The organism is Hamadaea sp. NPDC050747, from assembly GCF_040654195.1.
Lineage (GTDB): Bacteria > Actinomycetota > Actinomycetes > Mycobacteriales > Micromonosporaceae > Hamadaea.
In genome coordinates this window covers 619,075-633,259 of record NZ_JBFAHM010000001.1, presented here as the reverse complement: position 1 = coordinate 633,259, position 14,185 = coordinate 619,075, and the positions used below count along the sequence as shown (strand labels likewise).

The window sequence follows — 14,185 nt, the reverse complement described above, 5'->3', positions numbered from 1 at the left end:
GCCAGGAGGGGGTTAGCTGTTCACGCAGCTAGCGCCCGGCGCGACGAGGCGAGGGCGCTACGGCAGTGACAGAAATGACGTAGAAGGCGTCACTCTCTATCGAGATATAAGAGGAGGAGGAGGAGACTCTTAAGGCTGGATAAGGAATGACAGAAAATACGTCACTTCTGTCATCACCCGCGCCCGGCCCCGCGCTACTCCCCCAGGCCGTCCCGTAGCTCGCCCGCGCGGTCGCGGATCTTGTCGAGCACGACGCGGACGTTGGCACGCTGTCGCGTCGAAAGGTCGGCAAAGTTCGCAGGGTTGACACGCTCAAGGACAAGCAGCGCGCCAGCAATGGCACGGCTCTCGTCCGCCGCGCTGGCATGCTCAGGCGGTGTGAGGGCCACCTTGAGTAGCTCGCTCTGCGCGGTGCGTACCTCGCGCTTGCGGTCATTGAAGGTGCCAGAGGCCAGGCCGAGATCCGCTACCTGGTCAGACGCCAGTTTGGTGCGGATGTACCCCGACACGTGATACCTCACTGCAGCCTGCGTCGTCTTAGCCTCGTCGATTGGATAGCCGGCCTCGATGTAACGCTCGCGCAGGTAATCGCGATAAGCCCATGTACGTGCAGCCCAGTCCGGCTCGCCCGAGTCGGTCAGGAAGAACTCTCGCAGGTCGACCGTCAGCCGGGCTGTTTCCTTAAGGAGGTCCGTTCGCTGGGCATCAGTCGCCGCGTTCCTTAGCCTGCGCAGGGTCGCGACCAGCTCCTTACTGAGGCTGGCCTTCGTCGTGCTGGGCATAGGTCGCCTTCCGTCGGAGATACTGATCAGGCTTAATGCGCAAGTCGGTAAGCGGATGTCGACCCTATGAGACCACATGATCGGACCAAACACAAAGAGCCCCCGCGATCTGGGAATGCCAGGTCACGGGGGCTAGTGATCTTCGTTACAGCAGCTCAGAGAGTTTATCGACGTCTTTGTGTAAGACGTCCACTGTCGATGAATTGATGATAGCGGACCATACCGGATAGCCGAGCAGTGCGGTCTCGCTGACGTGATTGTCCGATTCATCTAGCCCCGGGCGGGTGACGCGGACGAGACGGCCGCCGAGGCGCTCGATAGCTGCCGCTTCATTCGGGAATCGGACATCCGTCACCACAGCGGGCGTGCCGCTCTGCTCGATCGCAGCAACGACCGGGCGCACCCAAAACTCCTCGTCGAGCTTTCGGATGACCTCCGAGCCGAAGTGCTGAAGGACGCGGCGGACTTCGGGGTGTGCCTTCGCCAGTTCCCAACCGTCGACCTCGACCAGCTCGGACAGCCGTAGCCCCGGATAGGTCCACATGCCGACATCGGCGTCATAGTCCTCGCTCTCGCCGACGATCGGGTCTAGTGCGAGCGCGGCGGCCCGGACGTTGTCCGCGAAGGCGTACCGCGTGAAGCCGTGCGCCTCGACGAGCCGGGCCGCGACGGTGTCCTTGCCGACGCGCTTGCGGCCGATGAGGCCGATGAGCTTAGTCCCCATGGCAGTCCGCATCCTTTCCGCGCGAGCAGGTGCGGCACGTCCCTGCACGACGGGTGTTCTCAGCCGCTAGCCGCGCCGGGTCCCAGAAACGCGTGTAGCGCTCCTCGCTGATCAGGTCTTGCGCCCGGAACTCGTGCCTGTACCCCGCCGCGAACTCACTCGGCGTTGCGGCCATTGGGTCGACGCCTAGGACCACGGCGACACGCCGTAACGTCTCGACGTCCTCGATGTCGAGGAAGCCCGAGCCGAAGTCCATTGAGTCGACGAGTCGATCGAAGAGGCCCCGCAGGTCTTTGACGCGTACGAAGATCTCCGCGTCATCGGGAAGGTCGCTCATATTCACCTCAGACCATGTGCAGGGGCGTCGGCCGGGGCGCGTCCGGCTTGAAAAACCAATCGCCATCGCCGATCGCCGAGCAGCGGTAGCCGTTGCCGAGCCGCTCGTGCACGATCAGGTGGTTTGACCAGCGATGGCGTGTGTGCGGGCCGATCACCTCGCATTGCCAGCGCGCCTCGCGGGCCGGGCACGGCAACAGGTCAGCGACGCGGTGATTGACGTACTGGCACCCGAGACGCCGCCAATCGAGGATGTAGCCCTCTTCGAGACCGAGCGCCATGCGGACTGTGCTGCGGAAATCGATCACCCGAGCCGCCGCGAATCGAACGGCTCGCCGCCGGCCTGAAGGACCGGGGTTACCTTGCCCGCTGCGTAGAGCGCGTCAACCTGCGCGTCGGTCTTCGGCACACGCGAAGTCGGCCAGTTGTCCTCCGCACGGACGTAGGTGTACGGACGGGATGACGGGTGGTAACGGACGACCACCACGTCACCCGGTCGCCACTCCGGTGCGAACGGGCGCATGCCGTGGTTGCTGAGGATGACTTCCGCGCCGTCCGACAGCGTGACTTGCCACAGCCCGTAGGCGTCGATGAACGGGGCCTTCAGCGTGGCGGTACCACCGCCGAGCGCGGGGATGAGCTTCACGCGCTGGCCGATCTTCAGGGTTAACGGGGTCACTGGACAGCCTCCCGATAGGTGAGTTGGTCGCAGTGCCTATGCGCCACGGTGGGCGGGGGTGTTCAGCCCAGACGCGAAAAACCCCCGGCGCGATGCCGGGGGTTGATGGATCGAGCGTCAGTCGGCGAACTCCTCGCAACCGCACGCGGCCCAGAGCGGACCGTCGAAGTCGTGGCCGTGGTAGCGCTCGACCTTCCCGGCGCGCGGGCAATCGCGGTGCGAGCCATCCCCCGTCTTCGTCCGCTTGGTCTTGCACTGGGTGTGAATCCCGTTGGCGTGAAGGTCAGCGGCGGTCATTGGTCTCTCCTGTCTGTCGTTTACACGCTCAGCATAGGTGCGCTAGTCGCCTTGCGCAAGTCGCTCCGCCACGCTCCCGCCTGACTCCCGCCACGACGCCGGGCGGAGGGATGGCGGCCCCGCCACGGCACGCCAGGCGTTCGCCACCATTCCGCCCCGGAAACGCCAAAAGCCCCGCCATCGGCCGGCGAGGGCACAAGGCGGGGCGCGTGGCGGTGTGGCGGGCGGTACGGACGGAGGTCAGGCGGGCGGGGCGGAGCCGCCACGGGCGGACGCCTCGACGCCTTCGGCCTGGTCGGCAGGGGTGTCCGCCTCGTCGGCCGGGCGGGGGGCCGCCTCGGTCACGGGCGTGTCCGCCTTCGCGCGGGCGGCCTTCTGGTGGCGGGACTCCCAGAAGGCATAGACGAGTGGCGCGGCGACGGCGAGTACCTCAGTGAGGTTGTCTGCGATCTCGGGCGGGACCGCCACGCCGAAGCGGGCGAGCGCCCAGACGATGACGCTCACGCCCGCGACGATGGCGGCGCGGCTGATCGGGGACTTGGTCAAGGGCGGGTGTCCTTTCAGGAGTAGAGACGGTCAAGGAACGGGACGACGGCCGCCACGATTGCCGCCAGTACGCCGAGGGCGATCCACATAGCGGCCGGGGTGACGACCGAGCGTTGTTCCTGCGCCCGAAGGCGCGGCTCGATGTCGTCGAGACGACGGCCGTGCTCGCTCAGCATCACGGCGTGCTGCAAGATCGCAGCATCGAGCTTGCCTTCAAGCCGAGCGAGGATGACGGCCGTAGCCTCGTCGTTGCTGACCATTCGGGCCTACGTCACGCGGCCGGAGCCATGCCGAGCACGCGCCGGAGCACGCGCTCAAGCTGCTCGTCCGTGACGGTGACGGTCGGCTCGGACGGCGCGGGGGTCGGCGCGCTGGCGAGCTTGAGCGCCGTCGCCCGGATACCCTCGATCTTGCCCGTAACCGAGCCGGCCGGCCGGTTCGCCGCGTCCGCCGTGAACAGCGCGTAGTGGATGTCACGGAGCCACTGCCGCTCGTCTGCCTGCATGTCGTCCTCCAGTTCAGCCCGCACCAGGGCGAGCAGGTGATCGATTGGGAACCCCGGTCCGGGGTCGGTGTGCGTGGTGCCGCCCCATGCCTGCCGCATGAGGTCGTGCGTGACGATGCCCTTGGTCTTGCCGTCGCGCATCTGAGCCACCGTGAGCAGCCGCGCGGGGATTCCCCACTTGCGGCAGTCGCGGGCGATCTGGCGCGCCAGGACTGCCCACGCGACGTTGGCGAGCCACCACGCGCGGCTCTTGCCGTTGGTGCCCGTGATCTCGTACGCGATGGCGTGGCGGTTGCCGGTCGTGCTGCCCGCGTGGTTCGCGCCGTACTCAGTGCGGAGTGACTGAGTGATCGAGTCGACGTCCACGTAGTAGTGCGACGAGATGTGGTCCGGCCGGGTCTCGGCGTAGTTCGCCTCGGCCGTGTCGCTAGCGTCGTTCGACGTGTTGTGGATCGCGACGTACCGCTTCGGGTACGACGTCGAGTTGTACGCGCCGGGCGGGCCGTCCCATCGGATATCGGGATACTCGGCTTGCATGCTGCCTCCATGGCAAACAGAAGCGCCCCGGCAAGTGCCGAGGCGCAGACAAGGCGGGCGGGTTATTCGAAGACGTCGTAATCCATCGATGCAAACAGGCACCGCGTTGACGTGTTGTCCGTGGCGCTTGCCCGGAGCTTGATGGTGTACGTCCCCGGGGCCGCGATCGTCGCCCGCCAGACTCCGGTAACCGTCGCCCGAGCGCCGTTCGTCGCCCCGGCGTAGGTAGCGGTACGGGCCTGCGCAACGCCGTCGATCATGCATACGCCGAGCGCGATAGCGCCGTTGGTGGCCTTCATGTTCATGTCGAAGCTGCCTCGGATCGCGACCTTCGCATTGGCGCGCGTGGTGGTGATCGAGGCAGTACAGCCGGGGATGTCGGTCTGTGTCGTAGTCAGTGGGTCGAGTCCACCCGTGCTGTTGACCACATCGGACGCGACCAGCATCCGCGCCGCTACACCGTTGGAAGTGATGCCCGCGCTGCCGACCGCGAAGCTCGACGTCGCGCCGGTCCCGGGGTTGGAGTACTGAAACTTCAGGCCCGCAATGTCGATGTCGAGCGTGTGCAGGTACCGGCCTGCGAGCGGAGTCGTGTAGTGCTGAACGACCGCGCGGAGTGCGTGCTCCTCGGTTAGGTATAGGTACGTGCCTGCGGTGTTCGGCGGGTCGGCGTGCCCCGACTTGAGCCCGATGTACCGGCCATAGGTGCTGTCGTCGGACTGCCCGTAGATCGCCGCATCCGTGACTACGCCCCAGCTACCCGCAACGCTGCTGTTCCATCGGATCGCCGGGGCGGTCCCGTTGATGACCGAGTTACCGATCGAGATGCGGTTGCCCGACGCGGCGGTCTGGAAGAGGCCGCCCGTGATCGTCTTTCCCGTTATGGCGTCAGCGGCGATGGCGGAGGCCGTCACCGCGTTGGCCGCGATCGTTCCCGCCGTAACGGCGTTCGCCGCGATCGTGCCAGCGGTGACCGCGTTCGCAGCGATCTTCCCCGCCGTGATGGCGTTCGCGGCGATCTGAAGCGCCTCGATCGCGCCGGCCGCGACCTTGTCAGTGGTCACCGCGTTCGCGCGCAACTTCGGCGTCGAGATCGCGTCGTCCGAGATCAACGTCTCGGTAATGCTTCCGTCCGGGAGATCGAGGTCGGTCGCGACCACCTGACCGCCGTTGGTGCCGACAACCGCGTAACCGCCGTCAGGCTGAAGGCCGACACTCAGAACTGGCGAACCGGATTCGTCGTTGATGGCGAGTGTGCCGGCCTCGATCGAGGACCGGCTGAGCTGCGACCCGCGCTCGACGCCACGAAGACGGCGCTCATACTCGGAGAGCTTGCGCGCGAGCTGTTCGGCTGCGTTCACGGTCTAACCCCCGTAGGTGAAGGCGTCGGAGCGACGCAGGCTGAGGGCCGCACGGTCCTCGCTGAGCAGCGACCACCCGGTGATGCGGTGCCAGATGGCGATATCGCCCAGCCCCGCGACGGTCGCCTGAATCAAGACGTCGTCGCCGAGCTGCCACGAGCCGATCAGCGCGTTGGGATGCTGGATCACTTCGACCGAGGTCACCTCGATCACGTGCTGCCGGGTCGCCAGTTCCAAACGACACAGCGTGTCCATGCGGGCCGCGCCCGTCACGCTCTTGTCGGAGTAGACCGCTGTGCGCCGGAGGCGACCGTCACGCACGGGGATGCGCCGCTGAACGGTCTTCCGACCCTCCCCCGCGCCGAGGCCGATCACCTCGTTGGCCAGGTCCGCGCCGTCGCGCGCGGGCATGACCACGCTCACGACGTTGTCACCTTGGATGAAGGCGAGATCGTCGCGACGGCGGCCGAGACGCGGGTAGCCGATACGGATGCGGTGCGCGACGTCCTCGCCATCCCAGGTGTGCTCTTCGGCGTAGTCGAAAAGGCCGACCTGCGAGAGCGTGTCCAGCTCCGAACCACAGTCCGGGGCTTCCCACCAGACGAGCGAATACGGCTCGGCGTCGTGCGTCCGCTCGGGCGTGCCCTCGTGCGTAACGAGCGTGCCCGAGTTGTGCGCTGACGGCGAGCTAGTCCCGTAGCCGCGCGTGACGCCGGTAAGCGTGGTGCCCGAGCGGTCCGTGACGTAGATCGTCTCGCTACCGATGGTTGCGGTGTACGGCGGCGTGAGCTTGTCGAAACCGCCCAGCGACGCGAGCTGAATCGAGGTCTGCGAGCTGGTGATCTCGGCCTTCAGCTTCGCCTGTGCCTTCGGGTCGAGCTGCGAGGCCGGCACGGTGCTCTTCGGCACCCAATAGTCGGCGTAAAGCTCGACCTCCTGATACGCCGCAGTGCCGATGCGCACGGGCGTAGTGGTCGAGTCGACGACCACGCCGAGGTCGCCGTCAGGCTGCGCCTGCACATGCGCCCAGATCTCGCGGACGGCGTCCGTCGGATCGATGCCGATACGAACGTACTCGCCGAGGTACGGGATACCGTGCGGGTAGGACGCGAAGCCCGTCGCCTCGATCGCCCATGCGCTGCCGGTCGACTCTGTCCGCACGACGATGCCGCCCCAGCGGATCTCGCCGTCAGCCTCGGCGTAGATGAGCGTCCCCCACTCGTCGATGAGCGGAAGGCCGTCGTCAGCGATGAGCCCGCCGACGTCCGGCGTCAGCGTTCCCCGTAGGGCACCCGGGCCGGACAGCGACCACGTCAGCTCGTCGCGCTGAAGCGGTAGGTCGCGGTGAAGCCACTCCCCCGTGGTGGCGCGCTGTGCGAGGTAGTGCCATGTCGTCACGCGGCGACCTCGATAAACTCGATGTCAATCTCACAGGACGACGCGGTGTCGGCCGCCACGCTCGCGGTCGCGCCGGACGCTCGGTAGCCCTCGATTCGCAGCGTCTGCGTGGTGCCTTGCATCGCTGACGGGATGGTGACGGTGTCAGCGCAACGCCAGAACTTCCGGTCAAGAACTGCGCCGGTAGGCACGGTCTCGTCATAGCCTGTGCCCTGCGTGGTGACGGTGCCCAGCGAGACGCGGATCTCGCCATGAGCGATCCCAACCGCCATGTTCACGCCGCCAATCGAGGCGCGCACAATCGCCTTCGTCGCCCAGCTCGGCACTGCGACCGACCAGGACGCGGCCGACGGCCAGGCGGTGAACGCGGTCGACGTGAGGGTGTTGGTCGCGCCGGGGTTGACGGTGAATACTGACCGCTCGCGCCGGGGGTTAGCGACCTTGCGGAGGTCGACGATCATCCCGGCCGTGATGGTGCCAGTGCTCGCCGGGATGTCGATACGGGCGAGCGGAATCGCCGAATAGCCGAGCCCTAGCTCCGTCACGGTCTTCGTGGTCGACGGGACGCCAGAGATGACACGCGTGAAGATGTACGGGCCAACGGTCGGGTCGACCGGGTCCGGCCACGGCTCACCCGCTAGCCACGGGTCCTCGACGCGAGCCACGACGAGGTCGGAACGGCCAGAGCCCGAGCCGGTCGCCGCGATGGGGACGGTGTCCTCAGAGATGAGCCGGCCCGCGTAGACCTGATAGTTACCGCCCGAGGCGCGGTTGATGATCGAGCACGCGCCGGGCAGGACGCGCACAGACGCGCCAGGTACGGCGAGCGCCTTTACCGCGAGGTCGCCCGATCCGACGATGCCCTCATTGCCTCGCATAGCGGAGTACGCGAGCAGGCGCGCGACCTCCGGAGAGTGCTGCGCGCCGCCCCCGACGAACCACGGGACGGAATCCCAAGCCATGATTTCCCCTTAGACGGAGTAGGTGTCGCGCCACTCGACGGTGAGCGCGGCCGTGCCGGTCCCGTCGGTGCCACGTAGGGCGATCTCGTGTGAGCCGGGCGGCAGCGCGGCGGATGAGAGGCGGGCGGAGGCGCGCGTGAACTTGCCCGCGAGACTTCCGCCGACGTTGCGGAGCACCGAGCGCCGCCACGGGCGGGTATCGATGGTCACGGCCTCGTCGACCGCGAGCGTGGCCGTCAGCTCCATGCGCCACAGCCCGACGACATCGACGACGGGGTTTGTGATCGGACCCTCAATCGTGATGACCGGCCACGCAGGAAGCGCGCCACCGACCGCGATCACCACCGACCGATCAGACGTTGCGGTCGTCGTGAGCGGCGCGCTGAGCGGGGCGAGGAGGCCCCCGCCTGCGGGCGGCGCAATGCTGACCGTCCGGCTCTGCGCGGTCGACGCGTAGTACTGGTCATCAACCGTCGAGAGGTCGGCAAGGACCGAGATGACGCCTTCGTGCACAAGCTCGTCGTTGTGAGCGAACCGGCGCGGGCGGCCATAGACCGTGCGCTCCCGACCGGCAAGGCGATAGGTCAGCTCGGCAACCTCGCCGGGGTCTGACCGGACAGAGTCGGCCCGCCACGCGGTAGCGAGCGTGGCGAGGTTCTCCCACGTCTCGGCCTCGTCCGCGCCGACCACGAGCAGGTCAAACGTCAGCGTGAGGCCGGTCCGGTAGTCCTGCCCGAAGGCGACGCCGTCAGCGCGAGGCCGGTCGACGTCGTCCGTTCGGACTCCCGCGCTGCCCAGGTCCGGGGCGGACGCGATGATTGCCGGAAGATCAGCCGGGCCGAATGTGTAAACGGTGCTGCCGTACGACAGCGTGAACTCACCATCACGCATAGACGCCTCCCCGTGCCGCACGGCGCATGGTCCATGTGACCTCTTCGAGCTGGTCGCGGAGACTGCGGCCGTCGTTGGTCAGGGTCAGCGAACCGATTAGCGGAGCCGCTCCCCTGCCTCGACCGGTCGCCGAGACGTCCGCGCCGACGCTGACGTCAGGCACGGCAGTCAGCGCGTCGAGCGCCTTCGTGACCTTGCCCGCGCCCCGCTTGATGCCGAGCGCCATACCGGCCGCGACCTGCTCGCCGATGCCCATGAACACCCGCGAGGGCGAGTGAATGCCGAGCGCGTCCCTGACGTACCACGGCAGCTTGTCAGTGATGTACTTCTTGACTGCCGCGATGATGTCGCCGGCCTTGCTCTTGATGCCTTCGATGAAGCCGGAAACGACGTTCGCACCCGCGCCAAAGAGCAGACGACCGGTGTCACCGAGCGCCGAGACCATCGCGCCGGGCAGTGCCTTGAAGACAGCCGTCACGCGGTTTTTGAAGCTCTCGACCTTCGCGGCCCAACCCTCGAACTTGGATACCCAGTGGTCGACCTTCTCGAAGAAATCGACAACCTTCGGAATCCACTCGGTCGTAGCCTTCTTAGTCAGGTCGCCGAGCTTGTCCATGAATTCCTGGATCTTCTTTTTGTTCTCGGGGTCGGCGAGCCAGTCCTTAATGCGCTGAAGCGTGTCGCGCACGCCGCCTAGGAATGAGTCGCTCGCCTTCTTCGAGCTGGGGAAGAAGATATCGATCAGCTCGCCGCCGATACCGATGACGAGCCCGCCGATATTCCAGATGTCGGACAGCGCCTTAGCGGCGTCCTTCATAAAGGTCGAGAGCTTGCCGGACTTGTCGGCCTGCGCAATCCACGCCGAGAACTTCTCGATCAGACCGCCGATCTTGTCGCCCAGCGTCCCGAGGAAGGGCACGCTCGCACGGGCGAGTCGGCCGAACGCGTCGATAAGCGGGCCGGTCGCGAGGCGGATGCGCTCGATAAAGTCGCCGAACGCGCCGACCGCAAGGCGAATGTTCGCGATGAAGTCGGACTTGCCGAGGCCTGTGATGACCGTCTTAAGGAAGGCGTTGAACCGACCGGCGAGCTTGCCGAGCATGGGCTCAAGGACGGGCAGCCAGCGCTTCGCGAGGTCGCGGAACGGCTTCGCGATCTTGTCGAAGACACGGCCCTGAACGTACTTCGCCAGCGCGCCGAATGGCTTACGGAGCTTGGCGACTTCCTGAACGAAGGCGCGGGCCGACGGAGCGAGCTTCTTAAGGGTCTCGTTTGAGACCTTGCCGTCCTTGGACAGTTCGGAGAAGGCGTCGCCGAGCCCGTGCGTCGCCAGCGCCAGCACGCCGAACGCTGCCGCGCCGCCCGTCGCAACGGTGAACATCGCGCCGAACGCGCCGCCCGTGACCAGCACGATGGGCGCGAGGGCCACGAAGCCGGTAGCCACCACGGCCGCCGCGCCCGCCAGTGCGAGCAGGGCAGCGATGAGGAGGTTGATACCGCCCGTCGCTGCGGTCATTGCGGTACCGGTTGACGCCGCCGTGCCGATCGTGGTCACCGCGTTAGTCACGGCACTTGCCGCGCCCTTCGAGACGGACTCGAAGACGGCCGGCATGAGCGCCTCGGCGATGGACTGCACTGCCTTAAAGGCGCTCTTGAAGGTGCCAGTAACGGCAGTGAAGATCAGTCGTCCGCTCCGCTCGGCAAAGCGCCGGGCAAAGGACTTGCCGCTGTCGTCGCCCGCCTTGTCGACTGCCTTCCGGACGTGCTCGCCGAGGCGGCGTCCACCGTCACGGCCACCGTTGCCGATACGCCCCGCAAGATTGCGCTCGATGTCACGGCCCGCGTCAGTCAGCGGCGCATTGACCTCGCGGCGAAGGTGCTTCTCGAAGCCCTTTGCACTCGGGATGATTTGCAGCGTTGCGAAGGCTGCGTTAGGCGTCCCCATTGGGTTCCTCCCCTCGGGCGCGCATGATTCGCTCGCGCTGTGCGCGGAGGCGCTCTACGGTGGTTTCGTGGCGCGCCTTAGCGGCGCTCTCCTCTGCCTTTCGAGTCGGCCGGCTCGGGTGGTATTCGCCAGTCAAGGCGTGGTAGATGTCGGCCAAGATGACGTCGGCGGGGGTTGTGCCTAGTGGCACTTCGCGCTCTACTGCCCACGTTGCCGAGCCAGCGGGCAACTGCGTGAGGAGTACAGAGAGGCGGCGAAGAGAAAGCGCGCCCGTCCACAGGTCGCCGAGCGGGATGCCGTAGTAGCGCTGAAGGTCAGCCTCGACGGCATCACTGTGCTCGGCGATCAGGCGAACGAGCTGCGTCAGTTTCCCTCGATACCGGCCGCGTTCTGCGCCGCCTCGAACATGGCGTTCAGGTCTCCGATGGTCCGGCGCTTGCTGCGGAACTTCCGCCACTGCGCCTCGCCAAGGACCAGGCGCACGCACCCGGCGATGCGGTTCGCCTCGTACTCTTCGAGCGCTTCGAGGTCCCACGAGTCGGCGGGCTCGATGGTGTACGTCTCGCCGTCGAACTCGAAGGTCACTTCGGCGTTCAGCGCCTCGGCCTTCGCGGCGGTCGCTGCGGTGCCGGTCGGCCTGCGGGTGTTGGACATTGGGGCTCCTATCGGAGTCAGGCGCAGACGGCGCAGAAGAAAGCCCCGAGGTCGCCTCTGCGCGGGACGTCCTCGGGGCTGGTTGGTGCTGCTGGGTGTTACGCGATCACGCCGGCAAGCTCGGTGAAGAGCGTCTTGTCGGCCTCCGGGTAGAGGACGATGGTGGGCGTGTAAACGGTCGGGTTGCTCTCGGATTCCTTGATCTCCGCGACCGACTGAACGGCGGCGCGCTTCACCCAACGCCGCTTACGAAGGTCACCCTCGTTCATCTCGAAGCCGATCATGAACTCTTTCGACTCCGGCACCTTGACTACGGAAGTCGTGACGCCCAGCGCGGTTGTGCGGGTCGAGCCCGGGTTGATCACGTCGAAGGTCACGTCATTGTCTTCGAGCATCACGACGGTGACCGTGCGCTTGTGCTTGCTCTTGGTGGTCTTGACGTGGATGCCACCCCAAGCGAAGAAGTCCGCGGTGTCAACCTCGCGCTCCCAGGTGAAACCCTCGTCACCGTCGAGCAGACCGGCCGGCTTCCACGCGGCGGCCCAGTCGGTTTCGAGGTCGGTCGGAACGGTGCTGCCGAGCGGCGCAATGTAGACGTCAGCGCCACTCCAGAAATCGACCTTGGTCGGGTCTCCCGACATGTGTACTCCTAAGTGGATTGCGGGCGCAGACGCGCCGAGACTGTGAAGACGGCGAAGGGGCGGCCCGTCTCGTCGTCGGTGTCCGCCTGCGGGCCTAGCTCAGGTGAGGGCTTGCCCATGTCGGGGCCGCCTCGGTAATCGAGCAGCACCGCGTGAAGCCGCCACGCGCGTTGTTCGGCCGCGTACTCGCTGACGTCCCAGACGAGGATGCGAAGCGCGGCCTGCGCGGTGATGGGATAGCGCACGGTCGTGAGGTCGACTCGTACGGCCACGTACGGCAGCTCGGGGCGCTCGGCCTCGGGGATGTCGTCGTAGTCCTTCGTGCCGTAGGTCGCCTCCGTCGGCGCGAGGTCGCGCAGGACGGTCAGCGCCGCGAGGCGTGCGTCAGGGAACGTAGTCACAGCAGCCCCGCCTTCTCGAAGCGCCGTTGCATACGTGCGGCCTTGCGGGTCCGCGCGCGGTGCCTCCGGTTGGCCCGGTCGACCTCCCGCGCGATCCGCTCGCGTCGGTCGGTGACTTCGAGCCCCGCCCGTCGTGCGGCTGTGGCTAGTACGCCGTGCTTGTTCTCGACGTTCCGTCCGCCCGGGTGCGTGATGGTCACGGCCACGGCGGCGCGGTCGGTGGTGTATGACCGGCGCTCGACCGTCATACCGTTACGGATGATCGCGTCGTGGCGCATGGCGATCAGGTGAACCTCAGCGGCCTTCACCTCGACGGCCGCGCGGATACCGGCCGACTTCAGCATCTCCGCCATGCCCTTGTGGTCGAGACGGATTCGTATGCGCGCCATCAGCCGGGCACCCTCAGCAGGCGGACCACCAGGCCGAACGCGGTTCCCGTCATGGGGTTTGCCCATGCGGCCGGCTCGCCCTCGATCGCGTAGACGCGGCCTCGGACTTCGAGGCGGTCCGTTGCCAGCACATCAGCTTCAGGGTCGGTGATGTAGACCGTGAGGTCGGACGGCTCACCTTCGCTGTCGGCCGCGCGTACCTCGTCAGTCCGGCCGAGCGACCCTTGCGCAACGCCGCATCCGTCGATCGGTGTCGAGGTTGCGGCGTCCCAGCTACGGACGCGGTTGCCGTACTCGTCGGCAATGGTGCCCGCGCGCCAGCGGATGACGGTCTCTCCGGCCGGAAGCGTCACGCCGTCACCTCGGTTGGGTCGACGGGCATCGTGTCGATGCTGAACGCGCGCCGCTGTGCCGGAGCCAGCTCGGCGCGGTCCGCGTCGGATAGCTCCAACGCGCCGGGGTCGTCGCCTACAAAGGTCCGCGACGCTTGGAACGGGCCTGCGCCCTGTTGCGTGAAGCGCACGCCGTCCGGGTTGTGCAGGTGGCGAATGACCATCCGCGAGACAACCTTGACGACGCGCGCCAGCGGCAACGTCGCGGCGTCGATGCGCGCCTGAATCGTCGGGAACTCGCGCAGTACGCCGTCTTCGGCGTCGGCGATCAGCGTGACGAGCTGCGGGTCAGTGGCCTTCAGCGGGCCGGGGCCGAGCCAGCGGTCACGCACATCGGTGGGGGTTGCCCACGTCATCTCGGCCCCTCCCCGTTACCGGCGCGAGCGGGTCTTGGTCGCTGCGGGCTTCGCCTCGGCCTCCGGCTCGGCCACGGGCGCGGCCTCGGCCTCCGGCTCGTCGTCGGCGGGCTCGTCCGGCTCGTCGACCGGCCCGCCGATCTCCTTCAGGTCCGGGTCGGTCGCGGCGCGGAGGCGCGCGATCACGTCCGCGTCGTTGGTCTTCAGCACGCCGACGCGCACGACGTGCTCGCCGAAGGTCCGCTTCTCCTCGACGAACCGCGCCCACTCGCGCTCGCCGTCGTGGAGGATCAGCGCCGGATAGCGCCGGTGCTCAAAAGTCGTCATTGCGAGGGTCTCCTTTGTGAAAGGCGGCCAGCCAGGCTAGCCGCCTAGCGGTTGTCGACTAG

Annotated in this window: 21 protein-coding genes; all 21 read right to left on the bottom strand. The window is 67.1% G+C overall.

Going from position 1 to position 14,185, the window contains the following annotated elements:
* Positions 1-194: 194 nt before the first annotated feature.
* Positions 195-782: a hypothetical protein gene (locus AB0H43_RS03090; RefSeq protein WP_359995500.1), complete on the bottom strand. Its 588-nt coding sequence runs from the start codon at positions 780-782 to the stop codon at positions 195-197.
* Between the two features lie 145 nt (positions 783-927).
* The gene (locus AB0H43_RS03085; RefSeq protein ID WP_359995497.1) at positions 928-1,506 is read right to left on the bottom strand and encodes a hypothetical protein; all 579 of its coding nucleotides are present in this window, start codon (positions 1,504-1,506) and stop codon (positions 928-930) included.
* Positions 1,496-1,843 carry a hypothetical protein gene (locus AB0H43_RS03080; protein WP_359995494.1) on the bottom strand — a complete coding sequence of 116 codons (348 nt, stop codon included), beginning with the start codon at positions 1,841-1,843 and terminating at the stop codon, positions 1,496-1,498. Before AB0H43_RS03080 ends, AB0H43_RS03085 begins: the two co-directional genes overlap by 11 nt.
* 7 nt (positions 1,844-1,850) lie before the next feature.
* A complete protein-coding gene (locus AB0H43_RS03075; RefSeq protein WP_359995492.1) occupies positions 1,851-2,150 on the bottom strand; it encodes a hypothetical protein in 300 nt (99 codons plus the stop codon).
* Positions 2,147-2,488 carry a hypothetical protein gene (locus AB0H43_RS03070; RefSeq protein WP_359995489.1) on the bottom strand — a complete coding sequence of 114 codons (342 nt, stop codon included), beginning with the start codon at positions 2,486-2,488 and terminating at the stop codon, positions 2,147-2,149. Before AB0H43_RS03070 ends, AB0H43_RS03075 begins: the two co-directional genes overlap by 4 nt.
* Positions 2,489-2,638: 150 nt before the next feature.
* Positions 2,639-2,818: a hypothetical protein gene (locus AB0H43_RS03065; RefSeq protein WP_359995486.1), complete on the bottom strand. Its 180-nt coding sequence runs from the start codon at positions 2,816-2,818 to the stop codon at positions 2,639-2,641.
* Between the two features lie 240 nt (positions 2,819-3,058).
* On the bottom strand, positions 3,059-3,364 hold the full coding sequence (locus AB0H43_RS03060) for a hypothetical protein (protein WP_359995483.1): 306 nt from the start codon (positions 3,362-3,364) through the stop codon (positions 3,059-3,061).
* Between the two features lie 14 nt (positions 3,365-3,378).
* Entirely contained in the window at positions 3,379-3,624 is a 246-nt protein-coding gene (locus AB0H43_RS03055; RefSeq protein ID WP_359995481.1) for a hypothetical protein, read from the bottom strand.
* An 11-nt stretch (positions 3,625-3,635) separates the two neighbouring features.
* Complete coding sequence (locus tag AB0H43_RS03050; RefSeq protein ID WP_359995478.1) at positions 3,636-4,406, bottom strand: peptidoglycan recognition family protein; 771 nt, start codon at positions 4,404-4,406, stop codon at positions 3,636-3,638.
* A 62-nt stretch (positions 4,407-4,468) separates the two neighbouring features.
* Positions 4,469-5,767 carry a hypothetical protein gene (locus AB0H43_RS03045; protein ID WP_359995475.1) on the bottom strand — a complete coding sequence of 433 codons (1,299 nt, stop codon included), beginning with the start codon at positions 5,765-5,767 and terminating at the stop codon, positions 4,469-4,471.
* Between the two features lie 3 nt (positions 5,768-5,770).
* Complete coding sequence (locus tag AB0H43_RS03040; protein WP_359995472.1) at positions 5,771-7,165, bottom strand: hypothetical protein; 1,395 nt, start codon at positions 7,163-7,165, stop codon at positions 5,771-5,773.
* Positions 7,162-8,127 carry a hypothetical protein gene (locus tag AB0H43_RS03035; RefSeq protein WP_359995469.1) on the bottom strand — a complete coding sequence of 322 codons (966 nt, stop codon included), beginning with the start codon at positions 8,125-8,127 and terminating at the stop codon, positions 7,162-7,164. The genes AB0H43_RS03040 and AB0H43_RS03035 overlap by 4 nt, the downstream gene beginning before the upstream one ends.
* Positions 8,128-8,136: 9 nt before the next feature.
* Positions 8,137-9,018: a hypothetical protein gene (locus tag AB0H43_RS03030; RefSeq protein ID WP_359995467.1), complete on the bottom strand. Its 882-nt coding sequence runs from the start codon at positions 9,016-9,018 to the stop codon at positions 8,137-8,139.
* A complete protein-coding gene (locus AB0H43_RS03025; RefSeq protein WP_359995464.1) occupies positions 9,011-10,963 on the bottom strand; it encodes a hypothetical protein in 1,953 nt (650 codons plus the stop codon). Before AB0H43_RS03025 ends, AB0H43_RS03030 begins: the two co-directional genes overlap by 8 nt.
* 363 nt (positions 10,964-11,326) lie before the next feature.
* The gene (locus AB0H43_RS03020; protein WP_359995461.1) at positions 11,327-11,617 is read right to left on the bottom strand and encodes a hypothetical protein; all 291 of its coding nucleotides are present in this window, start codon (positions 11,615-11,617) and stop codon (positions 11,327-11,329) included.
* A 98-nt stretch (positions 11,618-11,715) separates the two neighbouring features.
* Positions 11,716-12,258, bottom strand: a complete 543-nt coding sequence (locus AB0H43_RS03015; RefSeq protein ID WP_359995458.1) for a hypothetical protein — start codon at positions 12,256-12,258, stop codon at positions 11,716-11,718.
* An 8-nt stretch (positions 12,259-12,266) separates the two neighbouring features.
* Positions 12,267-12,659: a hypothetical protein gene (locus tag AB0H43_RS03010; RefSeq protein WP_359995456.1), complete on the bottom strand. Its 393-nt coding sequence runs from the start codon at positions 12,657-12,659 to the stop codon at positions 12,267-12,269.
* Positions 12,656-13,048, bottom strand: coding sequence for a hypothetical protein (locus tag AB0H43_RS03005; RefSeq protein WP_359995454.1), 393 nt, complete (start codon positions 13,046-13,048; stop codon positions 12,656-12,658). Before AB0H43_RS03005 ends, AB0H43_RS03010 begins: the two co-directional genes overlap by 4 nt.
* Positions 13,048-13,401, bottom strand: a complete 354-nt coding sequence (locus tag AB0H43_RS03000) for a hypothetical protein (protein ID WP_359995451.1) — start codon at positions 13,399-13,401, stop codon at positions 13,048-13,050. The genes AB0H43_RS03005 and AB0H43_RS03000 overlap by 1 nt, the downstream gene beginning before the upstream one ends.
* Positions 13,398-13,796: a hypothetical protein gene (locus AB0H43_RS02995; RefSeq protein WP_359995449.1), complete on the bottom strand. Its 399-nt coding sequence runs from the start codon at positions 13,794-13,796 to the stop codon at positions 13,398-13,400. The genes AB0H43_RS03000 and AB0H43_RS02995 overlap by 4 nt, the downstream gene beginning before the upstream one ends.
* Positions 13,797-13,811: 15 nt before the next feature.
* Positions 13,812-14,123, bottom strand: a complete 312-nt coding sequence (locus tag AB0H43_RS02990; protein WP_359995447.1) for a hypothetical protein — start codon at positions 14,121-14,123, stop codon at positions 13,812-13,814.
* Between the last annotated feature and the right edge of the window lie 62 nt (positions 14,124-14,185).

Coding starts and splice junctions, on each gene's coding strand:
- AB0H43_RS03030 (WP_359995467.1), bottom strand. CDS start 9,018: ATGCGTGATGGTGAGTTCACGCTGTCGTACGGCAGCACCGTTTACACA.
- AB0H43_RS03065 (WP_359995486.1), bottom strand. CDS start 2,818: ATGACCGCCGCTGACCTTCACGCCAACGGGATTCACACCCAGTGCAAG.
- AB0H43_RS03015 (WP_359995458.1), bottom strand. CDS start 12,258: ATGTCGGGAGACCCGACCAAGGTCGATTTCTGGAGTGGCGCTGACGTC.
- AB0H43_RS03035 (WP_359995469.1), bottom strand. CDS start 8,127: ATGGCTTGGGATTCCGTCCCGTGGTTCGTCGGGGGCGGCGCGCAGCAC.
- AB0H43_RS03090 (WP_359995500.1), bottom strand. CDS start 782: ATGCCCAGCACGACGAAGGCCAGCCTCAGTAAGGAGCTGGTCGCGACC.
- AB0H43_RS03050 (WP_359995478.1), bottom strand. CDS start 4,406: ATGCAAGCCGAGTATCCCGATATCCGATGGGACGGCCCGCCCGGCGCG.
- AB0H43_RS03085 (WP_359995497.1), bottom strand. CDS start 1,506: ATGGGGACTAAGCTCATCGGCCTCATCGGCCGCAAGCGCGTCGGCAAG.
- AB0H43_RS03005 (WP_359995454.1), bottom strand. CDS start 13,048: ATGGCGCGCATACGAATCCGTCTCGACCACAAGGGCATGGCGGAGATG.
- AB0H43_RS03025 (WP_359995464.1), bottom strand. CDS start 10,963: ATGGGGACGCCTAACGCAGCCTTCGCAACGCTGCAAATCATCCCGAGT.
- AB0H43_RS03055 (WP_359995481.1), bottom strand. CDS start 3,624: ATGGTCAGCAACGACGAGGCTACGGCCGTCATCCTCGCTCGGCTTGAA.
- AB0H43_RS03020 (WP_359995461.1), bottom strand. CDS start 11,617: ATGTCCAACACCCGCAGGCCGACCGGCACCGCAGCGACCGCCGCGAAG.
- AB0H43_RS02990 (WP_359995447.1), bottom strand. CDS start 14,123: ATGACGACTTTTGAGCACCGGCGCTATCCGGCGCTGATCCTCCACGAC.
- AB0H43_RS03080 (WP_359995494.1), bottom strand. CDS start 1,843: ATGAGCGACCTTCCCGATGACGCGGAGATCTTCGTACGCGTCAAAGAC.
- AB0H43_RS02995 (WP_359995449.1), bottom strand. CDS start 13,796: ATGACGTGGGCAACCCCCACCGATGTGCGTGACCGCTGGCTCGGCCCC.